General features: G+C 69.9%; 11 protein-coding genes and 2 tRNA genes. 11 read left to right on the top strand and 2 right to left on the bottom strand.

All coding sequences use genetic code 11. The annotated features are described in order from the left end of the window. Window positions 1–14 precede the first annotated feature (14 nt). Window positions 15–91, top strand: a tRNA-Arg gene (locus RCAP_RS03245). A gap of 212 nt (window positions 92–303) precedes the next feature. On the opposite strand, the gene RCAP_RS03240 is transcribed toward RCAP_RS03245, so the two are convergent. Then, a tRNA-Gly gene (locus tag RCAP_RS03240) sits at window positions 304–377 on the bottom strand. Between the two features lie 196 nt (window positions 378–573). Between RCAP_RS03240 and RCAP_RS18270 the strand changes: the two genes are divergently transcribed. Beyond that, window positions 574–4,311 carry a sensor domain-containing protein gene (locus RCAP_RS18270; protein WP_013066389.1) on the top strand — a complete coding sequence of 1,246 codons (3,738 nt, stop codon included), beginning with the start codon at window positions 574–576 and terminating at the stop codon, window positions 4,309–4,311. Between the two features lie 18 nt (window positions 4,312–4,329). On the opposite strand, the gene RCAP_RS18265 is transcribed toward RCAP_RS18270, so the two are convergent. Beyond that, a complete protein-coding gene (locus tag RCAP_RS18265) occupies window positions 4,330–6,660 on the bottom strand; it encodes a methyl-accepting chemotaxis protein (protein ID WP_181443874.1) in 2,331 nt (776 codons plus the stop codon). 456 nt (window positions 6,661–7,116) lie between these two features. On the opposite strand from RCAP_RS18265, the gene RCAP_RS18260 reads away from it, so the two are divergent. The 9 genes from RCAP_RS18260 to RCAP_RS03185 all read left to right on the top strand — a co-directional run bounded on the left by RCAP_RS18260 (window position 7,117) and on the right by RCAP_RS03185 (window position 24,052). After that, window positions 7,117–9,825 carry a sensor domain-containing protein gene (locus RCAP_RS18260; RefSeq protein WP_023910985.1) on the top strand — a complete coding sequence of 903 codons (2,709 nt, stop codon included), beginning with the start codon at window positions 7,117–7,119 and terminating at the stop codon, window positions 9,823–9,825. Between the two features lie 282 nt (window positions 9,826–10,107). Then, on the top strand, window positions 10,108–11,382 hold the full coding sequence (locus tag RCAP_RS03220; protein ID WP_013066386.1) for a peptidoglycan-binding domain-containing protein: 1,275 nt from the start codon (window positions 10,108–10,110) through the stop codon (window positions 11,380–11,382). A 50-nt stretch (window positions 11,383–11,432) separates the two neighbouring features. Beyond that, the gene (locus RCAP_RS19500; RefSeq protein ID WP_157834356.1) at window positions 11,433–12,149 is read left to right on the top strand and encodes a hypothetical protein; all 717 of its coding nucleotides are present in this window, start codon (window positions 11,433–11,435) and stop codon (window positions 12,147–12,149) included. Next, window positions 12,149–13,921, top strand: a complete 1,773-nt coding sequence (locus tag RCAP_RS03210; protein ID WP_013066384.1) for a trypsin-like peptidase domain-containing protein — start codon at window positions 12,149–12,151, stop codon at window positions 13,919–13,921. The genes RCAP_RS19500 and RCAP_RS03210 overlap by 1 nt, the downstream gene beginning before the upstream one ends. A gap of 7 nt (window positions 13,922–13,928) precedes the next feature. Then, window positions 13,929–15,245 carry a hypothetical protein gene (locus RCAP_RS03205; protein ID WP_013066383.1) on the top strand — a complete coding sequence of 439 codons (1,317 nt, stop codon included), beginning with the start codon at window positions 13,929–13,931 and terminating at the stop codon, window positions 15,243–15,245. After that, window positions 15,242–18,364, top strand: coding sequence for a virulence factor SrfB (locus RCAP_RS03200; RefSeq protein ID WP_013066382.1), 3,123 nt, complete (start codon window positions 15,242–15,244; stop codon window positions 18,362–18,364). The genes RCAP_RS03205 and RCAP_RS03200 overlap by 4 nt, the downstream gene beginning before the upstream one ends. Window positions 18,365–18,373: 9 nt before the next feature. Then, window positions 18,374–21,046: a putative virulence factor gene (locus RCAP_RS03195; RefSeq protein WP_013066381.1), complete on the top strand. Its 2,673-nt coding sequence runs from the start codon at window positions 18,374–18,376 to the stop codon at window positions 21,044–21,046. After that, window positions 21,043–22,155: a hypothetical protein gene (locus RCAP_RS03190; RefSeq protein ID WP_013066380.1), complete on the top strand. Its 1,113-nt coding sequence runs from the start codon at window positions 21,043–21,045 to the stop codon at window positions 22,153–22,155. The genes RCAP_RS03195 and RCAP_RS03190 overlap by 4 nt, the downstream gene beginning before the upstream one ends. Continuing rightward, on the top strand, window positions 22,139–24,052 hold the full coding sequence (locus tag RCAP_RS03185; protein WP_013066379.1) for a vWA domain-containing protein: 1,914 nt from the start codon (window positions 22,139–22,141) through the stop codon (window positions 24,050–24,052). The genes RCAP_RS03190 and RCAP_RS03185 overlap by 17 nt, the downstream gene beginning before the upstream one ends.

The following is a 24,052-nucleotide window of genomic DNA, read 5'->3' as shown; positions in this document are numbered from 1 at the left end:
AAAGGGGGGCATGCGGTCCCGTAGCTCAGCTGGATAGAGCAGCTGCCTTCTAAGCAGCGGGTCGGGGGTTCGACTCCTCCCGGGATCGCCAATCCTCCTCCAGAGCTTTGTGTTCGCTCTCTTGCCCTGCGCAGCTGCGGGGCGTCGCAGGCCTTCGCCCAGGCCCCCTCCGGCCCCGCCGTGCGTCGGATTGGAAGAGTCGCGCGCGTGCAGCCCGGCCGCAAGGGCCCGGTTTCCCTGCACAAGGCCTCTGCCCGAGGCATCCGGAACGGCGGCGGGCCCGGCTTGCAGATATCGGAGGATTGGAGCGGGTGACGGGAATCGAACCCGTGTCTCTAGCTTGGAAGGCTAGGGTCTTACCATTACACAACACCCGCGCTTGTCGCCTCTTACAACCCGCAATCGCGGCTTGCAAGAGCCGGGACACGGCCGGACCGCCGCGGCGAGCCCCCGCCCCAGACCCTGCCGCCCTGCAGCGTTAATAAATCGTTAATTTTTCATTAACCAAATTATGGTCCCTTTTCTGCGGGAGGGAAGGTCCTGCCTCGGCCGGCAGGGCACTGGGGGTCATCAATGCTCACTGCACCGGATTTCGGAAGTGCCGCAGGAGAAGCCGCACCAGAGACCTGCGACGACCCGCCGCCGCCGGTCCTGATCGATTTCGACGCCACCGGCCGGATCACCGCCGTCCTCGATCCCGCCCGGCTGTTCGGGATCGCCGCGCCAAAGGCCGGAACGGCGCTGACGGATCTTTTCGCGCCCCCCGACCGGAAACGGATGGCGGATTGGCTCGCCTCGGAGGAGACGGCGGCGACGCTGCGTCTCGGGGTTGCGCGCGCGGGGGCGCCGGTCCTGCCCTGCCATGTCACCCTGTTGCGCCCGCGCCCGGCACAGCCCGGCCGCGCCGTCGTCACCGAAGCGGCCTGCGCCGAGGAACTGGCCCGCTGCCGGGCCGAACGCGACGAGATCGCCCGCTATGTCGACCACAGGGAGCTTGGCACCTGGGCCTGGAACCTGCAGACCGGCGCCCTGCGCTGCAACGACCATTGGGGCTTGATGCTTGGCTATCGGCCGGGGGAGCTCGCCCTTCCCAGCATCGACACCTGGCGGCGGCTGTGTCATCCCGACGATCTGCAGCGGGCCCAGCACGAGTTGCAACGTCATCTCGCCGGCGAAAGCCCCTGGTATGAGGTCGAAACCCGGATGCGCCATCGCGATGGCCGCTGGATCTGGGTGCGCGATGTCGGACGGCTGCAGATCAGCGACGCGCAGGGACGGCCGGAATGGATCTACGGCGTGCGCCGCAACATCGACGCGACAAGGGCACGCGAGGGGCAGTTGCGCCGGGTGCAGGGGCTTTTGGAAAAGGCCGGGGCGCTGGCGGGCTTCGGCTGCTGGGAACTCGACGTGCGCAGCGAGGAAATCTACTGGTCCGACGAGACCTGCCGGATCCATGGCATGCCGCCGGGCACGGTGCCGCCGCTGGAAAGCGCGATCGACTTCTACGCCCCCGAGGCCCGCCCGGTGGTCACCGAGGCGGTCGCGGCGGCGATGCGCGACGGCACCTCCTGGCAGTTCGAGCTGCCGCTGATCCGCGCCGACGGCACCCGGATCTGGGTGCTGTCGCTGGGCGAGGCGCAGTTCGAAGACGGCCAGCCGGTCCGCATCTGCGGCGCGTTCCAGGACATCACCGCGCGCAAGGAAGCGGAAAAACGGCTGGCAGAGGCGGCCGAGGCGGCGCGGATCGCACGCGACCGGCTGAACACGCTTGCCGACAAGGCCCCGGGGGCGCTGTTCGAACACCGCGAATTTCCCTCGGGCCGGATCGACCTGCCCTATTTCAGCGCCCGTCTGCCCGATCTGCTGGGCGTGCCCCGGGCCGCGATCGAGGCCGATGGCGCCGCCGCCGCCGCCAACATCCACCCCGAGGATGCCCCGCAACTGACCGAGGCGATCCGGACCTCGCGCGACAGCCTGACGCCGCTCGTCATCCTCTACCGGCTCCTGCATCCGCAAAAGGGCCTGCGCCGGATGCAGCTGTCCTCGATGCCAGTGCGCCAGCCCGACGGCTCGGTGATCTGGTACGGCTCGGTGCTGGACGTGACCGAGCAAAGCGCGATGCAGGCGCGGCTGGCCGAAACGCTCGAAGAGCTGCGGCTGGCGCATGAACGGCTGGACACGATCGCGCAGAACGTCCCCGGGGCGCTGTTCGAGATGCAGCGCAGCGGCGACATCGTGTCCTTCCCCTATTTCACCCACAAATTCGTCGAGCTTCTGGGCGTCACCGCGGCCGACATGCTGGCGGGCGGCCCGGCGGTGTTTCGCAACATCCCGCCCGCGGAATTCGCGGCGGTCTATGCCGCCTTCGAACGCTCGCGCGAGACGCTGTCGCAGGTCGAGGCGCGGCATCGGGTGCTTTTGCCCGACGGCAGCACGCGCTGGGTCAATCTCTGGGCCTCGCCCTCGGTGCAGGCCGACGGGCGGGTGCGCTGGTTCGGCAAGGCGCTTGACATCACCGACCGGCTGGAGATGGAGGCCCGGGCCACCGCCGCCGCCGAGGAGATCCGGCTGGCGCATGCGCGCATCGCCTCGATCCTCGACATCGTGCCGGTGGGGCTGTTCGAATATCGCCGCAGCCGCGGCGGCAGCGCCGATTTTCCCTATACGAGCGGCCGGTTCAGCGAGCTTGTGGGCCTTGATCGCGCCGCGATCGACCGGCTTGGCGGCGGCCTGCTGGACCGGGTCCTGCCCGAGGATCGCGTGGCGATGGAAGAGATGACGCGGCAGAGCGCGGCAAGCCTGACGCCCTGGCGGATGCGGTTTCGCTACATCCATCCCGAACGCGGGCAGATCTGGCTGATGGCGGCCTCGCTGCCCGAGGCGAAGCCCGACGGCACGGTGGTCTGGACCGGCGCGCTTTACGACGCCACGCCCGATGTCCTGCGCGAGGCCGAGCTGGAACGCGCCTATGCGCTGGCCGAGCGGATGCGCGGCGAAAACGAGCATCTGGCGCTGCATGACGGGCTGACGCGGCTGCCGAACCGGCGCTATTTCGACCGCCACATCGAGACCCGCCTGCGCGCGGCAGAGCTGGGCGGGCCGCGCGATTGCGTGCTGATCCAGATCGATCTCGATCATTTCAAGCAGATCAACGACACGCTGGGCCACGAGGCGGGCGACCGGGTGCTGATGCGGGTCGCCGATCTGATGCGCAGCAGCCTGCAGGCGGATGATTTCGCCGCCCGGCTTGGCGGCGACGAATTCTGCCTGCTGCTCGCGCCCGGCAGCACCGAGGTCCGGGCGCGCAAGGTGCTCGAGCGGCTGCGCAAGGGGCTGGACGAGCCGCTGCGCTACCGCGGCCATCCCTGCCGGATCAGCGCCTCCTTTGGCGTGGTGATTGCGAAGAACATCACCGATCTGGCCGAGGAATTGCAGCTTTACGCCGATGCCGCGCTCTATCGGGCGAAGGCGACGGGGCGCAACCGGGTCGAGATCTTCGACCATGCGATGGCCGAGCAGATGCATCTCGACCGGATGATGGCGGCGCAGTTCAGCGCCGCCTTCGAGCGGGACGAATTCGAACCCTGGTTCCAGCCGCAGGTCCGGGCGCAGGATCTGCGGCTGGCCGGGGTCGAGGTTCTGGTACGCTGGCGCAATCCCGAACGCGGCCTGCTGACGCCCGATGCATTCTTGCGGGTGGCGCGCGATCTGCGGATCGTCCCCGAGATCGACCGGGTGATGATGGAAAAGACCGCCGCGGTGCTGGAGCGGCTCGAGACGACGGGGATCATCTTGCCACGGATCAGCTTCAACGTCTGCACCGGGCGTCTGCACGATCCGGCGCTGCCCGCGGCGGTGCGGCGGGTCGGGCGCGGCCGGACCCGGGTGGCGCTGGAGCTGCGCGAGACCGGCGACTGGCAGGAGGAGGGCTGCGACCTGCGCGAAACCCTGGCGCGGCTGCGCGCCGAGGGGATCGACATCGAGATCGACGATTTCGGCTCGGGGCAGACCTCGATCCTCGGGCTGATGGAGATCCGGCCCGCGGCGCTGAAGATCGACCGGCGCATCGTGGCGGCGCTGCGCCGCGACACGCACGAGGCCGATCTAGTGCGGCAGATCGTGCAGATCGCCCGCACGCTTGGCGTGGCCACCATCGCCGAGGGGGTGGAGACCATGGCCCAGGCCGAGACGCTGCGGCAGATGGGCTGCGACATCCTGCAGGGCTATCTCTTCGCGCCGCCGCTCGAGGAAGCGGCCTTTCGCGACTATCTGGACCGGCAACGCGCCCCCGCCCTTGGCGGTCTGGTGTAACGGCGACGCGGCGGGGCGTCAGGCGGCGCGGCCGCGCGGCGCCGAAAGCTCGTCCTTGTCGGTGCGGAACTGCGCCACATTGGCCACCAGCGCATCGGCCTCGATCCGCAAGGCGCCCAGCGCGGCATTGGTTTGCTCGAACATCGCGGCATTCTGCTGCGTCACCCGGTCCAGTTCCGTCGTCGCCTTGGAAATCTCGGCGATGCCGACCTCGGTCTCGCCCACGGCGCCGGCGATGTGCTCGATCCGGTCCAGCGCCTCGCGGATCGTGCCGACGATCTGCCCCAGCGCCCCCGCGGTCTGATCGACCATCTCGACGCCGCGGCCGACATCCTGCGTCGCCGTGCCGATGATCTGCGCGATCTCGCGCGAGGCATCGGAGGACCGCTGCGCCAACGCCCGCACCTCGGAGGCGACGACGGCGAAACCGCGTCCGCTTTCGCCCGCCCGTGCCGCCTCGACCCCGGCATTCAGCGCCAGAAGATTGGTCTGAAAGGCGATGTCGTCGATCACCTGCAACACCCCCGCGATGCGTTCGGAAGACTGGCGGATGCTGTCCATCGCCTCCATCGCCTGGGTGGCGATGCCATTGCCGGTCTCGGCCCGGCGCGAAATCTCGCGCATGCGGTCCTTGGCGTCATTGGCGATCCCCGCCATCGAGCCGATCGACCCCGACATTTCCTCCAGCGCCGAGGCGGTCTGCTCCAGCATCGCCGCATTCTGCTCGCTGCGCCGCGCCAGATCATTGGCCGCGGTGCTGATCTCGCTGCTCGATCCGTCGATCGTCACCGAGGCCGCCTCGATCGTCAGCACGGTCCGGGCGATGCTGTCATTCGCCGCCCGCACCGAACGCGCCATCTCGGCAAAGACGCCGACGAAGCCGTCGCGGATCCGATAGGTCAGATCGCCCTCGGCCAGATGACGCAGCGCGGTGTTGACCTCGGCGATCCCGGCATCGGTGATCTCGCCGATCCGGTTCAGCCCGGCGCAGATCTGGGCAAGGATCCCCTCCTTGTCGTCCAGCGGGATCCGGCGCGAGAAATCGCCCTCGGCACAGGCGGTCACCACCGCCGAGATCTCGGCGGCGATCTGACGGTCGCGCTCGGCTTCAAGCCGCGCCGCCTCGGCCTCGCGCGCCAGCCGCGCCTCCTTGCCCGCCCGCGCCGCCGCCTCGCGCTGCGCCTCGGACTGACGATGCGCCTCGCGCTCTTCCTCGGCCCTGCGGGCGATCTCCTGACCGTCAAGGATGCTGACCCGGAAACTGTCAAGCGCGCTGCCCATCCGCGCCGTCTCGCGCAGGCGCGGTTCCGGCAGGACCACGTCCAGCTGCCCCCCCGCCATCGCATCGGCGGCCCGCACCAGCGCGCCGACGTCGGATTCGGTGCGCAGCACCGACCACGTCCCGGTCAGCATCGACACCAGCAGCGCCCCGGCGATGATCGCGCCATACCCGAGAAAGCCGATCAGCGCCATCCGGGCCCGTTCCGCCGCCGCCGCCGCGATATGGGCGCCGATCTCGGTTTCAAGCTGTTTCATCGCCTCGATCCGCGCCGTCGTCGTGGCGAAAAACGCCTCTCCGGTCACCCCGCCAAGATCCTGCGTTTCGGGGAAGCGAAATGCGATCTCGCGCATCCGCGCCAGCTCGGCCGCGGCGGGCAGATCCTGCAGCCGCGTCACCGTCGCCCGGTCTTCCTCGGTGGCGAAAGCGGCGAAGAACTGCAAAGCCTGGTCCTGCTGCGCCACCATCGCGCGCATCTTCAGCAGCACCGCCGTGTCGAAGGTCCCCTTGCGGAACGCCCCCGCCCCCAGCGCGCGTTCCAGCCCGGCGCGTTCCTTCGCCGTCATGAAGGCGGCATAGGAAGTGATCCGGGCATTGACCTCGGCATCGGCGCTGGCGCTGGCCACCACCTCGACCAGCTGCAGCACGTCGTCATTCATTTCGGTGTAATAGTCGATCGCCTCGGGCGCGGGGATGGCGCGGGCATCGACCGCGCTGCGCAGATCGGCGCTCTTGTCGAAATCGCCCTGCAACTCCGCGACCAGCGCCGCCACCTGCGGCGGCAGCCCGTCCAGTCCGATCGTCTCTGCCCGGGTGATCAGCGCCGCCCGCGCAGCATCGGTCTGCGCCCATTGCGCGGTCAGCTTGTCGGGCGCCGCCGCATCCTTGCCGTTCAGGAACAGGCTGGTCATGCCGCGTTCGAGCTGCTGGTCATGCGCCACCGCCGCGGCCGCCTCGGCCAGGGCCATCAACCGCTGCACCTGCCGGGCATCGCCAAGCGCGGTCCAGCGCTCGACGATCAGGAACACCCCGAACAGCAGCGCCAGAAATGCCGGCATGCCCAGCGTCATCACCATCACGCGACGCAGGGAATTTCGGGGAAAGGAGATCCGGGGAAGAGTTGTTTCCGACATCTGAAGGCACCCATTTGCAACCAAGGCGAGCGTGCCGCGGCTTTCCTAAGGCTTTGCGAATCCCGCCCCGCCCCGATGCCCCGCAAGGTCGGAACACCAGGTATTCTTCGCTAAAATGCGACGAAACCCGGCCTTTTGCGGATTTTCAGAAGCCCTTCTGCACATCTTTTGCGCGAGCCGCCGCTTGCGTTCGAAAACTGCCAAGTTGACAGATGGTCGCGGTTCACCGTTCATGGCGAACAAAGATATCCACCCGACTCGCTTTTGCCGACGCCCGAGGAGCGTCCTTTCATGAATTGGAAGCCCCCTTCATCCCCCGCCGCGGATCCGTTGGCCGCCCTTTTGCCTGCCGCCGGTCCGCCTCCGAAGGCGCCCGAGAGCGTCAACGACCCCATGGCCGAGATCGAGACCCGCCTGCGGGCGCTGGAAGCGGCGCTGGCGCAGCAGGCGGCGACGCCCTCCGAGGCGGCGCAGGCCGAGCTGCGCGCGGCGCTCGACCGGCTGCGGGTGAGTTGCGCGGAACAGGCGGCGGCGCTGGAGCTTGCGCTGCACCATCCGGCCGAACAGGTGCATCTGCCGGGCGAATTGCTGCGCCGGCTGCCGGTGCCGGTGCTGCGGCTGACCCATGGGCTGCGCGTCCTCGATGCGAATGCGGCGGCGCGGGCGCTGCTGGGCGATGGCGGCACCGGCGAGCGCTCGGGCGTATTGCGGGCGGTGCTGTCGCGCAGCCAGGCGCGGGCGCTGACCCAGGCGCTGGATGCGGCCTTCCTGCCCCCCGACGCCGCGAGCCGGGCCCCCGCGGTGGCGCTGCGGCTGCGGATCGGGCGCGCGGACGGGCCGCGGCACAGCTTTCACGCCCATGTCGTCGCCGCGCCCGACACGCCCGAGGCCGAACGGGCGAGCTGGTGGCTGGTCTTGCTGCCGATCGAAACCGGCACCTCTGCGGGCAATCCCGAATTGTTGCGGCTTCTGATCGAAAGCACGATCGACCCGGTGGCGCTGACAGATACCGAGGGCCGGGTGGTGATCGCCAACAAGGCCTATGCCCAGCCCTTCGGCCGCATCCCCGCCGAGATCGAGGGGCGGCGGCGGTCGCAATTCATGGACGAGCAGCTGGCGCGGCATCTGAACGGGCTGGAGGCCGGGGTGATCGCGCGGCGCACGGCGCTGATCGTCGAGGAATCGGTGCTGCGTCCGACCCGGCCCCATGACGGCCCTCCCGGCACGCCGCGCCCGGCGCATCTGCTGACCGAGCGCCGCCCGGTCTTCGACGACGACGGCGCGGTGATCGGCGTCTTCACCCGGGCCCGCGACGTCACCGAGGAATTGCGCACCCGCGAGGTGGAACGGCTGGCCGACCGGGTCTTCGAGCAATCTTCGGATGCGATCGTGATCACCGATCCGGGGCTGCGGGTGATGCGGACCAATCCGGCCTTTGAACGCATGAGCGGCATCGCCCCCGGCGCCACCCCGGCGCTGCTGCTGGATGCGCTGGTGACGCCGCGCTCCGGCACGCGCTGGATCATGGCGGGGATGTCCGAGACCGACTCCTGGCTGCGTCAGGTGCTTGCGCGCGCCGAGGGCAGCTGGCAGGGCGAGGTGACGCTGCACGGAAAGGACGACCGCCAGCTGACCTGCTGGGCGCGGATCACCCGGCTGACCGATGCGGCGGGGGTCAATCTGGGCCATGTGGCGATGCTGGCCGATCTGACGCTTTTGCGCCAGACCCAGGCCGACAACCAGCGCATGGCGCAGTTCGACCAGCTGACCGGCCTTGCCAACCGCCGCCTGCTGGCCGAGCGGATCGACGACTGGATCGGCTTCGCCTCGCGCGCGGGGCAAAGTTTCGCGCTGATGTATCTGGATCTGAACAAGTTCAAGTCGGTGAACGACTCGCTTGGCCACGAGACCGGGGATCTGCTTTTGACGGTGATCGCCGACCGGCTGCGCGCCGCGCTGACCGAGGGCGAGCTGGCGGCGCGGATCGGCGGCGACGAATTCGTGGTGCTGATCGGCAATGCCGACGAGGCGGCGGCGCTGCGACGGGCGGCGGAATTGCTGGACCATCTGGCGCGGCCGCTCGATCTGCCGGGGCTGCACAATTACCGGCCCTCGGCCGCGGCGGGGATTGCCTGCTATGGCCGCCATGGCGACAGCCGCGACGCGCTGCTGCGCAATTCCGATCTGGCGATGTATGCGGCGAAATCCGACCGCCGGGCGGTGATGATCTACGAGCCCTCGATGGGGGCGGAGGCGCTGCGCGAACTGGAAACCCGGGTGGCGCTGGTCAGCGCGCTGGAAAATGACGAATTCGAGCTGCATTTCCAGCCGATCTTCGCGCTGGATGACAAGCGCCCGCGCGGCTGCGAGGCGCTGGTGCGCTGGAACCGGCCCGGGCATGGGCTGGTGATGCCGGGCGCGTTTCTGCCGGTGGCCGCCAAGGCCGGGCTGATGCCCGCGATCGACCGGATGGTGCTGCGCCGGGCGGTGGCGGTGCAGGCGCGCTGGCGCTGGGCGGGGCTGGTGCATGCCGACTGGACCTTGTCGATCAACCAGACCGCCTCCAGCCTTGCGGCGCAGGACTGGGCCGAGGTGCTTGATGCGGCGCTGGTGCGGGTGGGCTGGAAGACTTCGGACGATGTCGCGCCGCCCTTCGGGCTGCAGATCGAACTGACCGAGGATCAGCTGGCCGTCGACATCCCGGGCGCGATGGAGGCGCTGCAGCGCCTGCGCAAGATGGGAATCGCGCTGGCGATCGATGATTTCGGCACCGGCTATTCCAGCCTGACCTATCTGCGCCGGATGCCGGTGACGACGCTGAAGATCGACGCCAGTTTCGTGCGCGGCATCGAGGCCGATGGCGACGCCCGCCAGATCGTCGAGGCGATCATCGGTCTGGCGAAGAAATTCGGTTTTGTCGCGCTGGCCGAGGGGATCGAATCCGAGGCCGCGCTGCAAACCCTGATCGAGCTGGGCTGCGATTACGGGCAGGGCTATCTGTTCGAAAGGCCGCTGCCGCAATCCGCCTTCGAGGCGCGGTTTTTCGGCTGCGAGCCCGGACATGTGCCGAACCCCGATGCGGCGCTGCTGGCGCGTCCCTGAGCAGGCCGCCCGGACGTCCGGGCGGCCGCTTCGGACGCCTTGCGGCAACGCCGGTTTCGGGCCTTGTTTCACGCGGCGGAGGGCGCGCGCTTTGCGCGGGCGACAGTCGGTTAAAACACGCGCAACGCAAACCGGAAACGGTTTGCCTTTTCCGTTTACACGAATCCCTTTGCCTGTATATCTTTTGTAAAACGCCAGTTTTGGCGTGCGTTTTCGAAAAATGAATGACCTGCGACCGGGATTAATATCCGGTTGCAACCACACGATTTCGGCGAGGAAAGAATGAAGAGACAATCGTTCTTGAATGTCGGCCTGGCAGTTTCTCTGGCGCTTGCGCCGCAGGCCTCGGCCGCCGACGATCTCGGGGCGGGCCTTGCCGGTCTGGTGATCGGCGCCATGATCGCGGGCGCCGCGCAGAACAATCCTCCGCCGCGCCAGCACCGCACCCCGCGCAAGGCGGCCCCCGCGCGCCCCGCCGCCGAGGTTCAGGCGGACAAGGACATGCAGCAGGCGCTGAACAATTTCGGCTTCGACGCCGGTCCGGTCGATGGTTCCCCCGGCAAGCGCACCCGTGCGGCGATCGCGGCCTTTCAGGGCACGCTCGGGCGGATGCAGGACGGGGTGATCACCGCCGATCAGCGCGCCCTGCTGCAAGATGCGATGGCGCGCGAACGGCTCAACCCCGCCGAGGCGGCGCAGCTGGCCGCGGCCAATCCCTATGGGCGGCGCGGCCTTCCGGCGATGTATCAGCGCACGCCGATGGCCCCCGCCGCCCCCTATCCGACGCCGATGCCGCCCTATCCGCAGGCCCCCGCGACGCCCTATGCCCAGCCGCAGCTGCCCGCAACGCCCGCGCCCGCTCCGGTGCCGCCGGTGGCCGCTCCGGCCGCCGCCGCCGCCGCGATCACCGCGCAGGATTCGATCCCGGATTTCGGCGATCTGTCGCCGCCCGCGGCCTCGATGAACAACCTGTGCAACCAGACCAATGTCCTGACCACCAGCAATGGCGGCATGGCCACGGCCGAGCAGATGCCGAACCCCGGCCTTGCGCTGGACGAGCAATTCTGCCTCGCCCGCACCTTCGCCACCGCCGATGGCGAAAAGGTCGCCAAGGATGTCGGGGCGACGCAGGCGCTGATCACCTCGCTTTGCGGCCAGATGAAGACCGCGCTTTCGGCGAAGCTGGCCGATCCCGCCGCCCGCCCGCCCGAGGCGACACTGGCCGACATCCGCAAGGTGATCGACGCCTCCGGCAAGACGCTGAGCGCGACCCAGGTCTCGGGCCGGGTCTGCCTCGCCGAGGGCTATCGCACCGATGATGCGGCGATGGCGAATGTGGCGCTGGCCACGCTCGCGGCGGCGGAGATGAAACCCTATGCCGAGCTGCTGGGCCATCACCTGCGCGAGGGCTTCGGCTTCACCGCCAATCCCGAGGCCTCCCGCGCCTGGATCCGGTTTGCGCTGGACGCCGTGACAAGTGGCGCCGCCCCGGCGGTTCTGCCGAACCAGACGGCGGAACGCACGGCGATCCTGTCGAAGGCGATCACCGCCAACTGAGTGGCAACAGGCGGCATGCCGGCGCTTGCGTCGGCGCAGCGGGGTGTTCCGTGTCGATGCGTATCGTCTCGATCTGGGTAGGGGGCGCGGCCCTTCTTGCGGTCTCGGCCGCAACGGCGGCGCTGCTGCTTCCCTCCTGCGAGGTCGCGCTGCCCTTCGGCAGCCTGCGGCTTGGCAGCTGTCCGGGCACGATCCTGCAAGATCCGCTGGCCGAGGACCGCGTCGCAAGCGCGGCGCTGCGCGCCGAGATCCGCAGCCTCGAGGCCCGGCTTGCGGGGCTTGACTGTCCCGCGCCCGTCGCAGCGCCCCTGCCCGCCCCCGAGCCGCTGCCGGAACCGGCGCCGGAACCGGAGCCCGACCCGCCGCCGGTGCTGGACAAGGACATGATCGACAAGGCCGATCTGGGCGATCTGCAGGGCTGCTGGGCGCTTGACAGCCCCTATCGCACGCAAAACCGCGCCACCGGCGAGATCACCGAATTTTCGGAATGGACAGTGTGCTTTGACGCCGGGGGCAATGGCACCGAGACGATGCGGGGCTCGAACGGCATCCGCTGCGAGGGGCCGGTCAGCGGCAGCTTCGTCCCGGGGCAGGCGCTGGTGATCGAGGAGGCCGCCAATCTGCCCTGTTCGAACGACATGGAAATCCTGCAGCGCCGGGTGACCTGTCGGGTCGATGGCGCCGAGCGGGCCAGCTGTTCCTCGTTCCAACCCGAAAGCGGCAGCAGCTCAGAGGTGATCATGCGCAGAACGCAGGAGGCGCCGTAATGGCCGAGCATTTCCTTTTCCGGTCGTCGCTGCAAGCCGAGGACTGCCTTTCCGTCGCCGGGCAGCCGGTGCTGGAACGCCATGCCGCGCTGCACGAGCTGCTCACCGCCCGGCTGGGCGCGGAGGCGGCGGAGCTCTTCGCCGAGCCCTTCGTCAGCCGCGGCGCGGCGGGTGCGGCGCTGAACGTCGCCTGGCATTCGGTGCATGCGGGCGAGGCCCGGCCGCTGGCCGATCTGGACCCGGCGCTGCGCCGCGCGGTCGAGGATCGGCTGCTGCGGCTCTTGCCGAAGATCGAGGCGCTGGCCACCGATCCGGGGCTGACGCCGGATCTGGCGGCGCTGGTGCGGGCGGCGCTTTCGCTGTCGCAGGCGGCCGACGTGCGGGCGATCAACGGCGTTCCGGTGCTGGTGAACTGGGGCGTCCGCCCGCGCGGCGGGGCGCCCGCGCTGGCCGGGTTCATGCGCGGCGATGCCGCGGCGGCCGGGCCTGCCGCGGCGGCGCCGGGGCCCGCGACGGTGCCGCCGCCGATCCCCGATGCCGCGCAGCCGGGTCCGGCCATGTCGGCGGGGCTGCCGCCCGCCGCGACGCGCCCGGTGCTGCCGCTGGCGGCCTGGCTGCCGCTGCCGATCCTGCTGGTTCTGCTCTGCCTCGTGCTGATCTGGCTGTTGCTGCCCGGAACCCGGGTGTTCCCGCCGCAAAGCGTGGTCCGCGATGCCGATGTCTCGGCGGCGCAGGAAACCGAACTGGGCGCGCTGCGCGACCGCCGCGATGCGCTGCGGCAGGCGCTTGCGGGGGCGCAATGCCGCGAGGATGGCGTTCTGGTGCTGCCCGGGAACCGCACGCCCGAGGGCCTGTCGCTTCCGGCGCCCGGCGCGGCGCCCGAACAGGGGCAGGTGGCGCCCGATTCCCCGGTCGCCCCCGCGCCCGAGCGCGCGCTGCTGCCCGCCGCCCCCGGCGCCCCCGCGGAAACCGACACTCTGCTGGCGCGGATCGAGGCGGCCACCGTGCTGGTGATCGCCCCCGGGGCGCAGGGCGTCTCGACCGGGTCGGGCTTTGCCGTCGGGCCGGGGCTGATCGTCACCAACCAGCATGTGATCGAGGATCTCGGGCCCGAGGGCGCCTTCGTGGTGAACAAGCTGCTGGGGCAGCCGCAACCGGCGCAGGTGCTCAAGACCGCCGGTCCGCTGGAGGCCGTGGGGGCCGATTTCGCGCTGCTGAAGATCGGTTCGACCGCGCTGCCCGCGCTGCCGCTGGCCGATCCGGCCGCCTCGCTCAAGCTCAATCACGTCGTGGCCGCGGGCTTCCCGGGCGATGTGATGGAGACCGACGCCGCCTATGAGGCGCTGCTGCGCGGCGATGGCGCGGCGATGCCCGGGCTCGTCGTCGTCGATGGCACGGTGAATGCGGAACAGCCGCTGCAGGGCGCGACCGAGACGCTGCTGCATTCGGCGCCGCTGGCGCAGGGCAATTCCGGCGGGCCCTTGGTGGATTTCTGCGGCCGGGTTCTCGGGGTGAACACCTTCGTCCGGCAAGGCCCGCTGCGCACGCTGAATTTCGCGCTTTCGGCCGCGGGTCTGGCCGAGTTTCTGGCCGGAACCCCCGCCGCCGTGACGCCGGACCGCGCCAGCTGCCAACCGACGGTGGCGCCCGCTTCGGCGACGCCCGCCCCGACCCCCGCCCCGGCCCCCGCCCCCGCCGCGCCCGCACCCGGGGCACCGGCCGGAGCCCCGGACGGCACGGTCCCGGCAACGCCCGGCCCGGGCGGGGAGTGAGCGGCGGATGTCGGACGGGTTGATCACCACCACCTCCTCGGAAGGCCTGCAGGCGCTCGGCTCTGCCGCCCAGCGCTCCTGGGAGCTGATCACCGGCACGCTCTGCGACCGCCTCGACCGCGATCATGCCGCGATCTTCGCCGAGCCGGTCTCGACCCATGGCGGGGCGCGGATCGAATGGTATGTGCCGCCGGGCTGTTCCGGCAGGCCGGTGCCGCTGGCCGCGCTCTCCGGGCCGGAGGCCGAGGAGATCCGCGCCCGGCTGGCGGCGATCCACGGCCGGATCCTGGCGCTGGCCGATCAGATCAGCGCCCAGAACGGGGCGCAGGCCGGGCCGCCGACCGGGGCGCAGAGCAGCGCCGACAATTACTGGCTGGCCGAGGCGCTGCGCAATGCGATCGAAGTTCCGGATCAGGACGCGATCTGGGCGCTGCGTCAGGATGATGGCAGTCTGCGCCCGATCCTGGTGAACTGGGGCCGCCTGCTTGATACCACGCGCGCCGCGCGCGGGGCGCTTTCGGTGCTGGCGCCGAACCGTCGCCCCCCCGCGGCGGCGGCGGCCATGGCGGCCACCGCCCTGCCCGCCCCCGCCTTTCCCGCGGCCGAAACCCACTGGCTGGCCGCACCGCCGCCGCCCGAAACGCCGCGCCCCTGGGGGCATTGGCTTGTGCTTCTGGGCTGGCTGCTCGTGGCGGCGCTGATCGCGGCGGTGCTTTGGCTGCTGATCGCGCCCTGCGGTCTGCGCCCGGGCTTCCTTGGCTTTTGCCCGGCGCCTGCCGCGGCGACGGCGCCCGCGCTGCAAGCCGAGGCCCTGCGTGCCGAGATCGCGCAGCTGACCGACCGGCTTGCCCTGTCCGAACGGATGTGCCTGAACGCCCGCAAACGCGCCGAGGCCCCGGCAGCCCCGGAGAGCGAGATCGCCGATCTGGACCGGCGGCTGCAGGCGCGCGGGGCCGCGGCGGGCGCGATGACGATCTCGCTGGTCTGGAGCGGCAGGGACGATGTCGATCTTCGGGTCAGCTGCCCCTCGGGGCAGATCGCGGACCTGCAGCGCAGGCCCAACGATTGTGGCGGGCTGCTGGATGTCGATGCGAATTATCCCGCCCTGATCGCGGTCGAGGACCCGGTCGAGAACATTCATTTCAACACCCCCGTTCCGGGACGCTACCGGGTTCAGGTCGCGCGGCTGACAGACGTGCCCCCCCGGGGCGATCTGTCCTTCGGGGTGGTGCTGCGCCGGGCGGGAACGCCCGAGCAGCGTCGCGAAGGCACCTTCCGCGGCCGGGAAAAACGGTGGAGCACGGAGTTCGAGATTTCCAGATGAGCAGCCTGAACCGTCAAAATCCGCTCGCCAAGGTCCCGGAATGGCGCGACGAGGTCACCCTCGTGCCCTGGTCCGGGCTGCAGATCCTGGATTTCGGCTTTCGCCAGTCCGACATCGAGATGCGCGGGATGCGCTTCATCGAGCGGGTGATGGAACGGCCCGACATCGCCGCGGGTCTGGAGGAGCGGGTGCTGATCCCGCTTTCGGGCGACGAGGAACTGGATGCGCCGCTTTTGCGTGGGGCGCGGGCGGATGACGACGAATATTCCGTCAGCCCGGTGGCGGCGATGGATCCGTTCCTGGAAAGATGGCTGCCGGTGCCGGTGCTGCGGCGCAAGAGCGTCTATGGCGAGGGCGGCGAAGAGCTTTACGACCCCGGTCCGACCGCCTGGGCGCTGCTGCGCACGGTCCGCCTGCCGGTGCCCGACCCCGAAACCGGGCATACGCACCGGGTGCAGCTGGCGCTTGACACCGCGCTTGGCGCGGAAAAGGACGGCGCCTCCTATCCCGCCCCCGACCGCAGCGACGCGCTCAACAGCCGGGAGTTCCGCTTCGTGTCCGATCCGGCGCGGATGGACTGGTTCCTGCGCCGGGTCGAGACCGACGCCGCGGGCCAGCAGGTCGATCCGCAGGGCTGGGTGTCGGATCTGCTCGACGAGCTGTTTCTGGCCTACAAGCGCGCCGAACGCCCCGGCCGCCGGATCACCGCGGAAAACCTGCCGCACCGGCTGGAACATTGGGCGCGCTATCTGGCCTATCTGCGTCTGCTCGATACCGCGATCCGGTTTCCGCTGCTGCGGCTGTGCAACACGATCGGCGAATATGATGCGGTGACGCCGATCGATGTCGATCTGGTGCTCGACATCGGCAATTCGCGCACCTGCGGCATCCTGATCGAACATATCCCCGGCGAGGCCCGGCTGGATCCGGCACGCTCTTACCCGCTGGAAATCCGCGACCTGTCGCGGCCGGAGCTGAGCGGCGCGGGCCTGTTCGAAAGCCGGGTCGAGTTTTCCGAATTCTGCATGATCGAGGAAACCAAGCTGCGCCGGGCGCATCGCGCCGGCGGGTTCATCTGGCCCTCGCCGGTGCGGATCGGCGCCGAGGCGCTGCGGCTGGTGGCCGGGGACGAGGGCACCGAGGTCGCCTCGGGCCTGTCGAGCCCGAAGCGCTATCTGTGGGACGAAAGCGCGGTGCTGCAGGACTGGCGCTTTCACAACCATTCCGACCCGAACAACCTGCCGCGGGCGGCGCGCTCGGCGATGCGGTTTCTCAATGCCGCGGGCGACGTGATCGCCCAGGTCAAGCTGGAGGAACGCAGCAAGCTGCGCCGTCCCGGGCGGACCTCGACCGATCCGGCCGGGCGGCCACGGTTTTCCCGCTCGTCGCTGTTCGGCTTCATGCTGAGCGAGATCATCGCCCATGCGCTGGTGCAGGTGAACGCCCCCGCGGGCCGGGCGCGCAGGCCGCAATCGGACCTGCCGCGGCGGCTGAGCCGGATCATCCTGACCCTGCCCACCGCCACCTCGATCCAGGAACAGGCGATCATGCGCTCGCGCGCCAAGGGGGCGGTCGATCTGATCTGGTCGATGCTGGGCCTGACCGGGGCGGAAAGCTCGGTGTCGCGCAAGCCCGAGGTCTCCGAGGAATGGGACGAGGCGAGCTGCACCCAGCTGGTCTATCTCTACTCCGAGATCACGCAGAAATTCGACGGCCATATCGAGCGGTTCCTGCGGCTGAAGGGACGCGAGCGGGTGCAGGCGAAGGGCCGCCCGCCCGAGCCCTCGCTGCGGCTGGCCTGCATCGATGTTGGCGGCGGCACCACCGACATGATGGTGACGACCTATTTCTGCCGTGAAAACCGCATGCTGGTGCCCGAACAGACATTCCGCGAGGGGTTCCGCGTCGCGGGCGACGATCTGGTCGAGCGGGTGATCGCCTCGATCATCCTGCCCGAGCTGCAAAACGCCATCACCGCCGCGGGGGGCAAAAGCGCGCCGAACCTGATGCGCGAGCTGTTCGCGGGCGACATCGGCGGCCAGGACCAGCAGCTGGCGCAAAAGCGGCGCCAGTTCGGGCTGCGGGTGCTGCAGCCGCTGGCGCTGGAGCTGATCGGCGCCTGCGAACGGGCGGGCGAGTTCGACACGATGACGATCGCGCTGGACGCGGTGCTGGGCCTGACCCCCCGCCCCGAGGAGGACAGCGCAGCCGACGACAGCCCCCGCGGCCTGCCCGCGGCGCTGATCGACTATCTCGAGACCCCGGCCCGGGCCTCGGGGGCGGAGACGTTCCGGCTGGCGGGCACGGTGCTGCACTGCGACCGCCAGAAGGTCGATGCGATCACCCGCGAGACCTTTCAGAAAGCGCTGGGCAACCTGGCCGAGGTGATCGACCATCTGGGGGTGGATATCGTGCTGATGACCGGGCGGCCGTCGCGGCTGCCCGCCCTGCGCACGATCTTCGAGGAAATGCTGGTGGTGCCGCCGCATCGGCTGATCCTGATGAACGACTATCGCACCGGGCGCTGGTATCCGTTCCGCGATCCGGTCTCGCAGCGGATCGGCGATCCGAAATCGACGGTGGCGGTGGGCGGCATGCTGATCGCGCTGTCGGAATCGCGGATCCCGAATTTCAAGGTCGCCACCGCCGCCTTCAAGATGCGCTCGACCGCGGTCTTCATCGGCGAGATGGACGCCTCGGGGCAGATCCCCGACGACCGGGTGCTGTTTGGCGGCACCGAGCTTGATCCGCAGGGCCGCGACACCGGCGGCAGCGCCCGGCTGCGGATGTTCACCCCGATCTATCTGGGGTTCCGCCAACTGCCGCTGCCGCGCTGGACCACGACGCCGCTTTACCGGCTCGATCTGGCCAATGCGGCGGCGCAGCGTCACAAGCCGCCGCTGGTCGTCACGCTGGAACGGGCGGAATTCGACGCCGATCCCGACGACACCCGCCCCGATACCGCGCTGCGCCGCGAGGCCGCGCGCGAGGCTTTCGAGGTGAGCGAGATCGAGGATGGCGACGGGCAGACCGTGCGCCGCGATCAGGTCGTGCTGAAGCTGCACACCCTCGGCGCGGCCGATGACTACTGGATCGATACCGGCGTGTTCAAGTTTTAAGGCCAGAAGATGAGCAGTGACAGCATTTCGGAGCGTTGCATCACCCTTGCCGGTCTCGGCCGTGCGGCGCTGGGATGGCTTGACGTCCAGAGCAACGCCGACCGGGTCGGCGCCGAGAAGGGCTCGATGACGCGCACCCTGCGCCGCGCGGTGCGCCGTGCCGAACGGCTGGGCAAATCCGCCCGCACGCCGATGTCGGTCAGCGTCTTCGGCCCCTCGCAGGCGGGCAAGTCCTTTCTGGTCTCGGTTCTGGCCCGGCCCGCCGATGGCCGCCTCGTGGCGCAGTTCGGCCCCACCGGGCTTGACTACATCAGCGAGCTGAACCCGGAAGGCGAAGGCGAAAGCACCGGGCTTGTGACCCGGTTCACCTGCACCCGCCCCGAGGTGCCCGCGGGCTTTCCGATCCGGCTGTCGCTGCTGAGCGAGGCCGATCTGGCGCGGGTGATCGCCAACAGCTTCTTCATGGACGGCGACAAGTCGGAACCGCCGCCCGAGCCCGCGGATCTGACCGCCCATCTCGACACGTTCCAGACCCGCCGCCAGCCGCAGCCCCTGCCGGGCATGAGCGACGAGGACGTGATCGAGATCGCGGAATACATCGAGACGAATTTCGCCCGCCAAAGTTCCTATGCGGCGGCGCTGAAATCGTTCCGCGACCCGGCCGCGGCGCTGGCGCCGCTGCTCGCGCCCGAGGACCGGGCCGAATTCCTGTCGGTGTTCTGGGGCCGTCATGCGCCGATGACGCAGCTCTATCGGGAACTGGCGGGCTCGCTGGCGCAGATCGGCCATCCCGAGGAGATCCATGTCGGGCTGGAGGCGGTGGTGCCGCGCGAAAGTTCGATCCTTGACGTCAAGACGCTGTCGGATGTGCTGAGCCCGGCGACGGGCGCGCAGACGATCGAGGTGCTGACCGGCGCGGGGCTGCGCGCAAAGCTGCCGCGGGCGCGGATCTGCGCGCTGGCGGCGGAACTGGTGCTGCCGATGCGCGACGTGCCGCATCCGCTGTTCGCCACCACCGACCTGCTGGATTTTCCCGGCGCGCGCAACCGCTTCAACAAGGCGCTGGAGGTCACGCTGAAGGACCCGGAGACGCTGCCGGGGCTGCTGCTGCGCGGCAAGGTCGCCTATCTGTTCGACCGCTACGTCGAAAATCAGGAAATCACCTCGATGCTGCTGTGCGTGCCCGACAGCAACATGGAAACGGTGGATCTGCCGCGGCTGGTCTCGACCTGGATCGAGCGCACCCATGGCGCCCGCCCCGACCAGCGCGCGCTGGTCGATTGCATCCTGTTCTTCGTGCTGACGAAATTCGACAAGCATCTGGGCGACAATGCCGCCGCGGGGGGCGAGGCCTCGCGGTTCCAGCGCCGCATGGAGGCCTCGCTGCTGGAAAAATTCTCGAATGGCAGCGACAATTGGGTGGACAGCTGGGCCGCGGGCCGGCCGTTTCAGAACTGCTTCTGGCTGCGCAATCCGAATTTCTACGTCGACGGGCTGATCGATTATGACGACGACCGCCGCGAGTTGCGGATCCGGCCGGAAAAGGCCGCGCGGATCGCCGAGCTGCGCCAGGGCTGTCTGGAAGCCACGGCGGTGCGGCGCCATTTCGCCGATCCCGAAGGCGCCTGGGATGCGGCGCTGACGCTCAATGACGGGGGGGTGCGCTATCTGGTGGAGGCGCTGACGCGGGTGTGCAAGCCCGATCAGAAGCTGCGCCAGATCGAGCAGCAGCTGGGACGGGTGGTCGAGGATCTGCTGCAGACACTTGCGCCGCATCACGTCGCCGACGACCTGCACACCCGGATCGAGGAAAAGCGCAAGTCCTGCAACGCGATTCTGGATGATCTGCTGGTGGCGCTGCAGCAGCACCGCTTCGGCGCGGTGCTCTCGGCGCTGGGCGTCGATCAGGATGCGATCGCCGAAAACATCGTGCGCGTGCCCAGCTCGATCCGCATCGGCTCTGCGGTGAGTGCGGCGGCCAGCACCGGCTCGGCCGGGGCCGGGCCGGTCCGTCCGGCGGCCCCGGCGCGACCGGGCGGCGCCACGGTGGCGCGGCCCGGCGGCGGCCCGGCGCCCGCCACGCCGGAGGCGGCGGCACGCGGCGGCGAGCAGGTCCGCACCCTGACGCTGGAGGAATTTCAGGCGGAACAGTCGATCCTGCTCTGGATCGAGGGGATCAAGGCCTTTCGCGACGATCCGGCGCGGGCCTCCGGCTATGGCCTGCGGCCGCAGTCGATCGCCGATCTGGTGGCGGAGCTGATCCATGCCGCGCGCCGGACCGGGCTGTCGGGGCGGATGGCGGAGCGGCTCTCGGAGCTGAATTTCGGCCTGACGGTGGAGCGGCTGGCGCCCACGGCCGCGGTGCTGACGGCAGAAATGATCAATGATTTCGTCGCCACGCTGGGCATGTCGGCGCTGCCCGAAACGGCGCGTCCGACGGTGACGCCAGAGGTCGGACCGCCGCGTCCCGCCTTTGCGCGGCGGCCCGGGCAGGATGATGTGACCGGGCTGCCCGCGACGCCGCGCGCCACCGCCAGCGACATGTGGGAGGACTGGGCTTTCGCGCTGGATGCGGTGATGGATGCGAATGCGCGCGACGGGCTGGGCGGCGACATCGACATCGAACAGAACCTGCGTCTTGGCGCCATCCTCGAGGGCATGCATCGGGAGGGGCGGCGATGACGCTGACGGTTCAGCGCGATCCCGGCCACGGCGCGGGCGGGCATGCGCTGCTTCGGGTCGAAAACGGCGCGGCGCTGCCCGACGAGGTGACGGTTTCGGTGTTCGAAACCTATTCCGAACGCTGGCTTGCGCCCTCGGCGCAGGACGGCCCGGCGGGGATTTCCGTTGGCGCGCCGAACTGGCAGGCCGGGCGGCACCTGTTCGGCCCCTACCGGGTGCAGCGCCGCGACGGCGCGGCCGAAATCGCCATCGGCCCGGAAATCGTCAACAAGATCGAGGGCTATACCCAGGTCAGGATCGTCGCGGGCCCGGTCGAGGGCCATCTGTTCTGGCCGAACGACATCCAGCCGCTCGATCTGGCCCGGCAGCGCATCGGCCTGCAGGTCGCGCGCAGGACCGGCGCGGCACAGGGGCCGGAACCGGCCTTGCGGCAGGCCGAGGCGGGCGTGACCGCGCCGCCGCCGCTGCCGCCCGACGCGCCGATGACGGAGCAGGACAGCGCCGGGATCGCGGCCCCCGAACCGAGGCGCCGCCGCTGGCTCTGGCTGGTGCTCGCGCTGGCGCTGGTGGTTTTGGCGGCGCTGCTCGGGCTTGGTTATTCCCGATACCTGCAGCAGCAATGGCCGTTTTCGGCCGGGGTGGAGCCCCCGCCAGCCCCGGAAACGCCGCCCGGACCGACACCGGAACCGGCGCCTGCACCGACACCGGAACCGGCCGCCGCGACGCCGGGGCAGGCCGATCCCTGCACGCCCGAGGCGCTGGGCGCGCTGGGCGGCATCACCGCGATCACCCGCGCCGCCGGGGCCTGCGGCCAGCGGGTGGGGCGCGACCAGATGCTGATCTTCGTCGAGACCGCGGCGCAGGCGGGCGATGCCGAGGCGCTGTTGCTGTTCGGCACGCTTTACGACGCCGCCGTCACCGATCCGACGGTGGAAACGCAACTGGGGCTGAGCTTTGCCGATGCCCCCGCCCAGGCGGCCGATTACTATTCGCGGGCCCGGGCGGCGGGCTCGGCCGCGGCGGCGGGCCGGTTGACCGCGGTCTGCGCGCGGCTGCGCGCGGCGGAAGATACCTTGTCACGGGGGGCGCTTGATGACTTTTGCCGCTAGGACCGCGCTGATCGCGCTCGGGCTTGCCCTCGGATTGGCCGGGGCGGAGCTGCAGGCCCGTCCGCTGCTGATGGAGGGCAAGCAGGCGACGTTCCAGCGGGTGCTGACCCGGCCCGGAACGCAGGTCCTTGCCGCCCCCGACGGCGCGGTTCTGAAGACCGAGGCGGCCTTTCACCCGTTTTACGTCTATGAACGCCAGGCGGAGTGGCTGCGCGTCGGCACCTCGGCTTCGGCCGGGCCGACCGGCTGGGTCAGGGCCGGGTCGGTGGTGGAGTGGAAGCAGAACATCACCGCCGCCTTCACCAATGCCGCCGGACGCAGCCGTCAGGTGATGCTGGAAGACCGCGCGACGCTGGAAGCCCTGATGCAGGACGAGGATGTCCGCGCCCGGCTGGCCGATCTGGTGGCGCAAAGCGACAGCGGCCATGTCGATCCGGCGCAAAAGGTGGTGTCGGTGGAACCGGCCGAATTCATCAACATCCGCGAAAAGCTTTATCTGATGCCGATCCTCTCCTTCGAGGAGATCCTGCATCCCTTGACCTATGAACCCGACCTGCTGCTGGAACTGGCCTCGATCCCGCAGCGGGCGCCATCGCCGCCCGCGGCCGCGCCGCCCTCGCCCTTTGATGCCGGGGTGGTCTTCGTCATCGACACCACCCGCTCGATGCGGCCCTATATCAACAGCACCCGCGCCGCGGTGGCGCGGATCGTGCAGTCGCTGCGTGCCACCGATCTGGGCGCGCGGGTGCAGTTCGGGGTGATCGGCTTTCGCGACAACCCCGCCAGCGATCCGGCCGGGATCGGCTACCGCACCCGCACGCTGGCCCCGCTGGCGCGGCGGGCGGATCAGGCCGAGGTGCTGGCGGCGCTCGATGCCGCGGCCGAGGTGGCGACGGTCTCGACCCCCGGCTTCAACGAGGACAGCATGGCCGGGGTCGAGGATGCGGTCGGCACGATCGACTGGACCGGCGGCGGCGCCGATCCGTTCGAGGGGCGCTACGTGATCCTGATCACCGATGCCGGGCCCGATGCGCAGGACGACCCCGATGCCCGCTCGCAGATCGGCCCGGCGGAATTGCGCGCCGATGCCGAGGCGCATGGAATCGCGGTGCTGACGCTGCATCTGCGCACCCCCGCCGGGGGCACGGCGCAGCACGGCTATGCCGAGGCGGCCTATCGCCAGCTCTCGGGCTTTGGCGGCCGGGATTTCTACTATCCGATCGAAAATGGCGACGAGGCGGTCTTTGCCGCCACGGTCGAGCGCATGGTGGTGGCGCTGACCGACACGATCCGCACCGCGATGGGGCAGCAACCCGCCCTGCCGCCCGAGGCGGGGGGCGATGCGCGGATCGCCGAACTGGGTCTGGCGATGCAGCTGGCCTGGCTGGGCGGGCAGCCCGGGGTGGCGCCGCCCGACGTGCTGCGCGGCTGGATGTCGGAAAAGGCCGTCGAGGATCCGCGTCGGCTGGCGGTCGAACCGCGGCTTCTGGTCAGCAAGAACGAGATGGCGACGATGGCGGAGTTGCTGACCGAGATCGGCACCGCAGGCGAGCAGAACCGCAGCGCCGAGGAGACCGACGCCTTTTTCGACCAGATCCAGTCGGTGATCGCGCGGATGGCCCAAAACCCGGACCGGCTGATCGATGCCGAGGCCGGATCGCTGGGCGGCGCGCTGGAATTTCTGGAGGATCTGCCCTATCGCAGCCAGCTTCTGTCGATCGACCGCACGATCTGGGCGCAAAGCGCGGTGCAGCGGCGCGAGATCCTCGACGGGCTGCACCGCAAGATCGTGCAATATCGCAAATGGCTGCTGGATCCGACGGTCTGGACGCCGCTGGAGCCGGGGGCGCCGGACGGGGAATATGTCTTTGCCATGCCCTTCGACGTCCTGCCCTGA

Origin of the sequence: Rhodobacter capsulatus SB 1003, from assembly GCF_000021865.1 — a bacterium.
Classification (GTDB): Bacteria; Pseudomonadota; Alphaproteobacteria; order Rhodobacterales; family Rhodobacteraceae; genus Rhodobacter; species Rhodobacter capsulatus_B.
This window is presented reverse-complemented; position numbering and strand designations above follow the sequence as displayed.

Coding starts and splice junctions, on each gene's coding strand:
- RCAP_RS18270 (WP_013066389.1), top strand. CDS start 574: ATGCTCACTGCACCGGATTTCGGAAGTGCCGCAGGAGAAGCCGCACCA.
- RCAP_RS18265 (WP_181443874.1), bottom strand. CDS start 6,660: ATGACGCTGGGCATGCCGGCATTTCTGGCGCTGCTGTTCGGGGTGTTC.
- RCAP_RS18260 (WP_023910985.1), top strand. CDS start 7,117: ATGGCCGAGATCGAGACCCGCCTGCGGGCGCTGGAAGCGGCGCTGGCG.
- RCAP_RS03220 (WP_013066386.1), top strand. CDS start 10,108: ATGAAGAGACAATCGTTCTTGAATGTCGGCCTGGCAGTTTCTCTGGCG.
- RCAP_RS03210 (WP_013066384.1), top strand. CDS start 12,149: ATGGCCGAGCATTTCCTTTTCCGGTCGTCGCTGCAAGCCGAGGACTGC.
- RCAP_RS03205 (WP_013066383.1), top strand. CDS start 13,929: ATGTCGGACGGGTTGATCACCACCACCTCCTCGGAAGGCCTGCAGGCG.
- RCAP_RS03200 (WP_013066382.1), top strand. CDS start 15,242: ATGAGCAGCCTGAACCGTCAAAATCCGCTCGCCAAGGTCCCGGAATGG.
- RCAP_RS03195 (WP_013066381.1), top strand. CDS start 18,374: ATGAGCAGTGACAGCATTTCGGAGCGTTGCATCACCCTTGCCGGTCTC.
- RCAP_RS03190 (WP_013066380.1), top strand. CDS start 21,043: ATGACGCTGACGGTTCAGCGCGATCCCGGCCACGGCGCGGGCGGGCAT.
- RCAP_RS03185 (WP_013066379.1), top strand. CDS start 22,139: ATGACTTTTGCCGCTAGGACCGCGCTGATCGCGCTCGGGCTTGCCCTC.